The organism is Caulobacter sp. D5, assembly GCF_003185805.1.
In the GTDB taxonomy this organism is placed as follows: Bacteria; Pseudomonadota; Alphaproteobacteria; order Caulobacterales; family Caulobacteraceae; genus Caulobacter.
In genome coordinates this window covers 1-7,346 of sequence record NZ_QHJY01000363.1, presented here as the reverse complement: position 1 = coordinate 7,346, position 7,346 = coordinate 1, and the positions used below count along the sequence as shown (strand labels likewise).

Here is a 7,346-nt window from a genome sequence, read left to right as displayed (position 1 = left end):
CCGACGAGCACCCCCAGCACCATCGCGCCGATGATCAGATAGGCGAAGCGTTTGTTCATCCCGGGTCCCCTGGGCCCGTCGGCGTCGACGGCTGGCTTATGGAGAAAAGACGCGCGGGATAGCCCGCGCCGCCATTCGCTCCTTATTTGAGCATTTCCGCCCTTGTGGCCGACGAACCTGGGTTCGTCCATGCCCTAGAGGCGATCTTGGCCGGCTTGCCTCGCGCCGCGCCGGATAAACAGGCGAAGCTGTGGGGATCGAAGGCCGTTGCCCGTTCCCGGATTGACCCGGCGGCGAGCGGCTTCGCTAAGTAAGAAAGTTTTCCACCTGGGTGGGCCGCCCGTCTCGCCAATGTCGTGAAATGTCGCTATAAAGACCCATGTCAAACCAAGAAAAAGCGATCGCCGTCGTCGAGCGGCTCAACTCCGAATACCAGCGCGCCGTCGAGGCCCTGCGCACCGCCCTTAGGGCCTATCTCGAACATGGAACCCGCCCCGACCCGCAGATGCGGTTCGACGGCTCGTTCACCTATCCCGAGCTGCGCCTGACCTACGACCCCGAGGCCCTGCCGCCGAAACTGGCGCGCGCCTTCGCCCGGGTCAGCCGTCCGGGCGTCTATTCGACCACCATCACCAAGCCGGCCCAGTTCCAGGACTATCTGGTCGAGCAGCTGACCCTGCTGATGGACGACTTCGAGGTCGAGATCGAGGTCGCCCGCTCCGAGCAGGAGATCCCCTATCCCTACGTGCTGGACGCCAGCATCGACCTGAACCAGGCCGACGTCCGCAGCGAGGACATCGCCCGCTTCTTCCCGACCACGGACCTGGCCTTCATCGGCGACGAGATCGCCGACGGGGTCTGGAGCCCCGCACTGGAGGAAACCCGGCCGCTGGCCCTGTTCGACGGTCTGCGCACCGACTTCTCGCTGGCCCGTCTGCGCCACTACACCGGCGCGCCGGCCGAGCACGTGCAGCCGTTCATCCTGTTCACCAACTACCACCGCTATGTCGACGAGTTCGTCCGCTGGGGCGTCGAGCAGCTGAAGAAGCCCGATAGTCCGTACACGGCGCTGTCGTGCTCGGGCGGCGTGGTGGTCACGGCCGAGACGCCGAACGCCGAGCAGGCGATCGCCGACGGCGCGTGGCGCAAGCACCAGATGCCGGCCTACCACCTGATCGCCCCGAACGGTCAGGGCGTCAGCCTGGTCAACATCGGCGTCGGCCCCTCCAACGCCAAGACCATCTGCGACCACCTGGCGGTGCTGCGCCCGCAGGCCTGGCTGATGATCGGCCACTGCGGCGGCCTGCGCGACACCCAGACCATCGGCGACTACGTGCTGGCCCACGCCTACCTCCGCGACGACCACGTGCTGGACGTGGTGCTGCCGCCCGAGATTCCGGTGCCGTCGATCGCCGAGGTGCAGCGCGCCCTCTACGACGCGGCCAAGGCGATCAGCGGCGACACCGGCCAGGAGCTGAAGAAGCGCCTGCGCACCGGCACCGTGGTCACCACCGACGACCGCAACTGGGAACTGCGCCACAGCCTGTCGGCCCTGCGCTTCAACCAGAGCCGCGCCGTCGCCATCGACATGGAAAGCGCCACCATCGCCGCCCAGGGCTACCGCTTCCGGGTGCCGTACGGGACGCTGCTGTGCGTGTCGGACAAGCCGCTGCACGGCGAGATCAAGCTGCCGGGCCAGGCCAACGCCTTCTACGAGCGGGCGATCAGCCAGCACCTGCAGATCGGCATCCTCACCTGCCAGCTGCTGCACGAGGAAGGTCCCAACCTGCACTCGCGCAAGCTGCGCGCCTTCGACGAGCCGCCTTTCCGGTAAGGGGTGGCGTCCGGGAACGTGAAAGGGGCGGTGGTCATCCACCGCCCCTTTTTCCTGGCCTCGTGCCCGTCCTACTTGGCGGTCGCGAAGGCGATCGGAATACGGACCTTGGCGCCGGCCGTGGGTACGCCGTCGGCGCTGAGCGGCCGCATCCGGAAATGCCGGCTCATCTGCAGGGCCGCGTCGCCGAACCGGTACTCGGCCGGCGTTTCGCCGATGACCGTGCAGTCGTATAGTCCGCCGTCGGCTGCGACGGTGCAGGCGATCGCGGCCCGGCCGTCGACCTTGGCCGACTTGGCCTCGGGCGGGTAGTAGCGGACGAGGTCCTCGATGGTCGGCTTTTCGGTCCAGATCGGGCGGGTGATCACGGCCGGCTCCACGGACGGAGCCGCCGGATTGGCGGCCCAGACCGCGCCGGCGGCGGTCGAGGCGACCAGGGCGACCAGGGCCAGGCCCGCCTTGCGGCGCAGCGGGGTGACGGAGGCGGTGTTCAGCATGATCAGTCTCTCCTTCAGGGGATGGGGACCCGTCGCGGGCCAATGGCAGCCGAGCGGGGCGTGGGCGCCGCCCAGCACCGAGCCGAGCAGGGTTTCGGCGTAGAGCCGGCGGGCGTGCGGGTGGCGGTCGATCACGGCGGCGTCGCAGGCGATCTCCTGGTCGATGCGCAGGGTGCGGGCGGCCAGGTGGACCAGTGGGTTGAACCAGCACAGGCATTGCAGGGCGACGGCCAGGCCGTTGATGCGGGCGTCGCCGCGCCGCAGGTGGACGTCCTCGTGCGCCAGCACCAGGGCGCGGGCTTCGCCCTCGAAGCGGTCGGCGAAGTCGGCCGGCACGACGATGCGCGGGCGCAGCCAGCCCAGCACCAGCGGGCCGGCCTCGACATGCTCGCCGCGCAGCACGGCCGGCTGCCCGGTCAAGGGCGTGAGGCGGCCGACGGCGCGCACGAACCGCAGCTGGCGCACGGCGAACAGGCTGAAGGCCGCCAGTACGCCCAGCTCCCAGATCACCAGCAGCAGGGTCGGCAGGGCGGGAGCCTTGGCCGCGACCGGGGCGACGGCCTTGCCGGCGGCGGCGACGAGCTCGACCGCCGGGGCCATGATCGCCGTCGGGGCGGGGACCGGAACCAGGCTGACCAGGGCGCAGACCGGCGGGGCCAGCCACAGCACATAGGCCGCTAGCGGCCCGAACCGCCGCCGCACCGGCCGGCGCAGCAGCATCACCGCCAGGATCGCGGCGGCCAGGGCGAGGTTGGCGCGCAGCAGCGCCTCGAGGACGGCGCCGCTCATTTCGAGATCCTCTCGACCAGGGCCTTCAGCTCGGCGACGTCCTCGTCCGACAGCTTTCCGCCCTCGGAGAACTGGGTGACCAGCGGCGCCAGCCGGCCGTCGAACAGCCGATCCAGCAGGCCCTGGCTCTCGGCCTCGACATAGTCGCGGCGGGCCAGCAACGGCGTGTAGAGATAGCGGCGGCCGTCCGGCCTGGCGGCGATGGCCTTCTTCTTCAGCAGGCGGCTGATCAGCTGCTTGACCGTGCCCTCGGTCCAGCCGTTGGGCTCGCCCACCTCGCCGATGATGGCTTCGGAGGTCAGGGGGCTGGACCGCCACAACGCCTCCATGATCACGCTTTCCGCCGAGCTGATCCTCATGGCGCTCCCCGCTGTTTGTGATGACAAGTGTCAACGATGTGACGTTGACACTTGTCATCGGTGTCGTCAACCGGCGTTCTTTTTGGCCTTTTTGCTCCCTCTCTCTAAGAGAGAGGGAGCAAAAAGGCCGCGCCCTACCGCGACACCCGGTCCAGGAACCCGACGATCCCCGCCGCCAGGGCCGGCTCCATGACCGCGCTCATGTGGTCGCCGGGCACGCGCTGGGCGCGAGCCTGGGGCAAAAGGCCGGCCAGGGCCTCGGCCGAGCCGTTGTCGTCGTCGCGCTGGCCGGCGATGACCAGGGTCGGGACGTCGATGTGGGCGATGTCCTCGGCCGAGGTCGGGACGAAGGCGTTGAGCACCCCCAGCATGGCCTCGGGCTTGAGGCCGCCGGCGGCGATCATCGCCTGCACGCGGCGGCCGGCGCGGGGGTCCTTGGCCTGGTCGCCGTTGCGGATGGCGTCCTCGAACATCGCCGCCCGCTCGCCCGCGCCCATCAGGCCCGACGCGCCCATGCCGGCCAGCACCAGCCGCTCGGGCCGCGCCCCGCGCACCAGCATGCGCACCGCCGTGCGCGCGCCCAGCGAATAGCCGACCAGATCGTAGTCGGTGAGGTGCAGGTGCGAGACCAGGGCCTGCTGGTCCATGGCCAGCACGTCGGCGGGCCAGGCGGCCGGGTCGGTCGGGGCGTCGGAGCGGCCGTGGCCGCGCAGGTCCGGGGCGATCACCTTGCGGCCGGCCTGGGCCAGGGCCGCGGCGATCCCGGGCAGGAACCAGTTGCTCTCGGCGCTGGCGAGAAACCCGTGCAGCAGCAGGGTCGGCCAGCCCTCGCCCAGGGTGCGGTAGGCGATGGAGACGCCGTCGAAGCTCTGGAATCGCTGGACCGGAAGCATGGGGGCAGCTTCCGCGCAGTTGCACGATCCGTCCAGTCGCCTGAGCGGACGTCTCGATTTCGTCGCCGTGGATCGCTACATCGGGACCATGACCCGTCAAATCCCCCTGCAAGGCGTCGAGAACTTCCGCGACTACGGCGACTACGCCGCCGGGGCGGGCCGGTTGAAGAAGGGCCTGCTGTTCCGCGCCGCCCACCAGGCCGACGCCACCGACGAGGACCTCTCGGCCATGGCGGGCCTGGGCATCGTCACCATCGTCGACCTGCGCCGCAGCCAGGAGCGCAGCCACCAGCCCTCGCGCCGCTGGCAAGGCTTCGCCGCCGAGGTGATCGACAACGACCTGGGCGGCCAGGGCGACGATCCGTGGCTGACCTTCCTGCGCGGCTGGGATTTCTCGGAAGGCGACTTCCGCGGCTACATGATGGATTCCTATCGCAGGAAGCCGTTCACGCCGCGCCACGTCGATCTCTTCAGGCGCTACTTCGCCGCCCTGGCGCAGGCCAGGGGGCCGGTGCTGATCCACTGCGCCGCCGGCAAGGACCGCACGGGCCTGCTGGCCGCCCTGACCCACAGCCTGGCCGGGGTGTCGCGCGACGACCTGGTCGAGGATTACCTGGCCACCAACGATCCCGAGCGCTACGGCCGCATCGGCGAGCAGATCGGCCGCCACTTCGCCGACTATACCGGCGTCGTCCCGCCCGAAGCGGCGATCCGCGCGGCCCTGGGCGTCGAGGCCGAATACATCCTGGCCTCCATCGAGGCCATCGAGGCGGCCCACGGCTCGATCGAGGCCTATCTGGAGGCCGTGCTGGGCGTCGACGCCAAGGCTCGCGAGGCGATCGCGGCGCATATCCTGGCCTGATCCCGGTTTTCGCCGCTTGATGAAGAAGGCGTGACAAACGCCCGTTCGCGGGCGAGGCTCCGCTCCAGGATCGCGTCAGACGATCCTCTGGGAAGGGCGGAGAGGCATGAGCGAGGTCCTGGACGGCGCGCCGTCGGCCGTGGGTGAAGGCTCGCGCGTCCCCCAATCAGCTCCGGTTAAGGCGCCACTGACGCGAGGCGGGCTGTCCTGGGTGCTGCACCAGGGCTCCCGCGACGTCTATGTGGTGCTGGTCACCATCTACATCTTCGCCCCCTACTTCTCCGGCGTGCTGGTCGGCGATCCGGTGCGGGGCCAGGCGATCATGGCCCAGATCGCCACCGCCTACGGCCTGCTGGTGGCCCTGACCGCCCCGGTGCTGGGCGCGTCGATCGAGCAGTACGGGCCGCGCAAGCCGCTGATCACTCTGGCCCTGACCACCATGCTGCCGCTGCTGGTGCTGCTGTGGTGGGCCATGCCGGCCGGCGGGCTGCCGCTGTGGGCGACGTCGCTGACGCTGATCGTGCTGGGCGTGGCCTATAACTGGGGCGACGCGCTGAACAACGCCCTGCTGCCGCGCGCGGCGGCCACGCCGGCCCAGGCGCCGCTGCTGTCGGGGCTGGGCTATTTCCTGTCCAACGGCCTGTCGGTGCTGATGCTGGTGCTGATGCTGTGGGGCTTCGTGCTGCCGGGACAGGTGGACTGGCCGGGGATCCCCAAGACGCCGCTGCTGGGACTTTCCACCGGCAACCACGAACCCAGCCGCCTGGCCGGGCCGCTGTCGGCGCTGATCATGGCCCTGGGCGCGATCCCGTTCCTGCTGTGGACGCCGGACGCGCCGCGCACCGGGCTTTCGGCCCGCGCCAGCCTGACGGCGGGCCTGGCCCTGCTGCGCGACACCTTCGCCAACCTCAAGGGCCATCGCGACGTGGCCACCTTCCTGGGCGCGCGCATGCTCTATTGCGACGGCATGACCGCGCTTCTGGTGTTCGGCGGGTTGTTCGCGGCCGGGCTGATGGGCTGGGGGCCGCTGGAGATGCTGGTCTACGGCGTGTCGCTGAGCCTGGTCGGCTCGCTGGGCGGCTTCCTGGCCCCGGCGCTCGACCGTCGGCTCGGGCCCAAGCGGGCGGTGCAGGTCGAGATCGCCGGCTGTCTCGCAGCCCTGATCTGCGCCCTGGGCATGCGGCGCGACCGTATCCTCTATGTCTTTCCCTATGATCCCGCCGGACCGGCGGTGTGGGACGGGCCGCTGTTCCGCACTGCGCCGGAGCTGCTCTATGTGGGCCTGGGCCTGATCATCGCCGTCTGCGTCACCGCCCAGTACGCCTCGAGCCGCACCCTGCTGGTGCGCCTGGCCCCGGTGGACCGCACGGCCGCCTTCTTCGGCCTCTACGCCCTGTCGGGAACGGCGACGGTTTGGCTGGGCTCGGCCCTGGTGGCGGCGGCGACCTCCGTCTTCAAGAGCCAGGTGGCGGGCTTCCTGCCGATCGTCGGCCTGCTGGCCCTGGGCTTTATCGCCCTGTTCGCCGTGCGCGGCGGCGGACGGGAAGCTTGAGGCGCTAGCCGGACGGGCCTATCACCTGCCGATGCGCGACGTCGCCCTCATCGCCGCCCCCTGGCGCGACCCTCTGTGGGCGGCGGCCCCCTGGCGGGACGAGCCCTTCGCCTGCGCCCTGCTGTCGGGCGGGGCGGGCGAGCGCTGGTCTTATCTGCTGCGCGATCCGGACCGGACCCTGACCCTGGCGGCCGACGACCGCCGCGATCCCTTTCAGGTCCTGGCCGCCCTGGTCGGCCCGCCGCTGCCCGCCGATCCGGAAGGCCCGCCGTTCCAGGGCGGGGTGGTGGGCCTGGCGTCCTACGAGCTGGGCGATCGGATCGAGGTCCTGAATCTTCCGCGCGGCGACTGGCCCGACCTGGTCTGCGCCCGCTATCCGGCCCTGCTGGCCTTCGACCACCTGGCGCGGACCATCGTCGCCGTCGGTCGGGGCGAGGGGCAGGCGCAGGCCGAGGCGCGGGCTCGCGCCGCCCTGGCCTGGCTGGACGCCCCGGCCCGCGACCCGTTCGAAGGCCGGCTGTGCGAGGCGCTGCAGCCCGAGCCGCCCGCCGCCGACGAGG

General features: G+C 70.7%; 6 protein-coding genes and 2 pseudogenes. 4 read left to right on the top strand and 4 right to left on the bottom strand.

What is annotated here, in order from left to right; genetic code table 11:
* Nucleotides 1-191: pseudogene (locus tag DMC18_RS27045) on the bottom strand (dicarboxylate/amino acid:cation symporter); the annotation flags it as partial.
* 188 nt (nucleotides 192-379) lie between these two features.
* On the opposite strand from DMC18_RS27045, the gene DMC18_RS20995 reads away from it, so the two are divergent.
* Nucleotides 380-1,834 (top strand): AMP nucleosidase, encoded by a 1,455-nt coding sequence (locus tag DMC18_RS20995; RefSeq protein ID WP_110119558.1) that lies wholly within the window; start codon nucleotides 380-382, stop codon nucleotides 1,832-1,834.
* A gap of 71 nt (nucleotides 1,835-1,905) precedes the next feature.
* Here DMC18_RS20995 and DMC18_RS20990 read toward each other — a convergent pair whose 3' ends face one another.
* The 3 genes from DMC18_RS20990 to DMC18_RS20980 form a co-directional block, all read right to left on the bottom strand.
* Entirely contained in the window at nucleotides 1,906-3,120 is a 1,215-nt protein-coding gene (locus DMC18_RS20990) for a TonB family protein (RefSeq protein ID WP_110133282.1), read from the bottom strand.
* Nucleotides 3,117-3,479: a BlaI/MecI/CopY family transcriptional regulator gene (locus DMC18_RS20985; protein ID WP_110133281.1), complete on the bottom strand. Its 363-nt coding sequence runs from the start codon at nucleotides 3,477-3,479 to the stop codon at nucleotides 3,117-3,119. Before DMC18_RS20985 ends, DMC18_RS20990 begins: the two co-directional genes overlap by 4 nt.
* Nucleotides 3,480-3,613: 134 nt before the next feature.
* Entirely contained in the window at nucleotides 3,614-4,372 is a 759-nt protein-coding gene (locus tag DMC18_RS20980; protein ID WP_110133280.1) for an alpha/beta fold hydrolase, read from the bottom strand.
* Nucleotides 4,373-4,460: 88 nt separating this feature from the next.
* On the opposite strand from DMC18_RS20980, the gene DMC18_RS20975 reads away from it, so the two are divergent.
* The 3 genes and pseudogenes from DMC18_RS20975 to DMC18_RS20965 form a co-directional block, all read left to right on the top strand.
* A complete protein-coding gene (locus tag DMC18_RS20975) occupies nucleotides 4,461-5,234 on the top strand; it encodes a tyrosine-protein phosphatase (RefSeq protein ID WP_110119561.1) in 774 nt (257 codons plus the stop codon).
* A gap of 106 nt (nucleotides 5,235-5,340) precedes the next feature.
* Nucleotides 5,341-6,786, top strand: a complete 1,446-nt coding sequence (locus tag DMC18_RS20970) for an MFS transporter (protein ID WP_110119560.1) — start codon at nucleotides 5,341-5,343, stop codon at nucleotides 6,784-6,786.
* Nucleotides 6,787-6,817: 31 nt separating this feature from the next.
* Nucleotides 6,818-7,346, top strand: a pseudogene (locus tag DMC18_RS20965) (aminodeoxychorismate synthase component I); the annotation flags it as partial.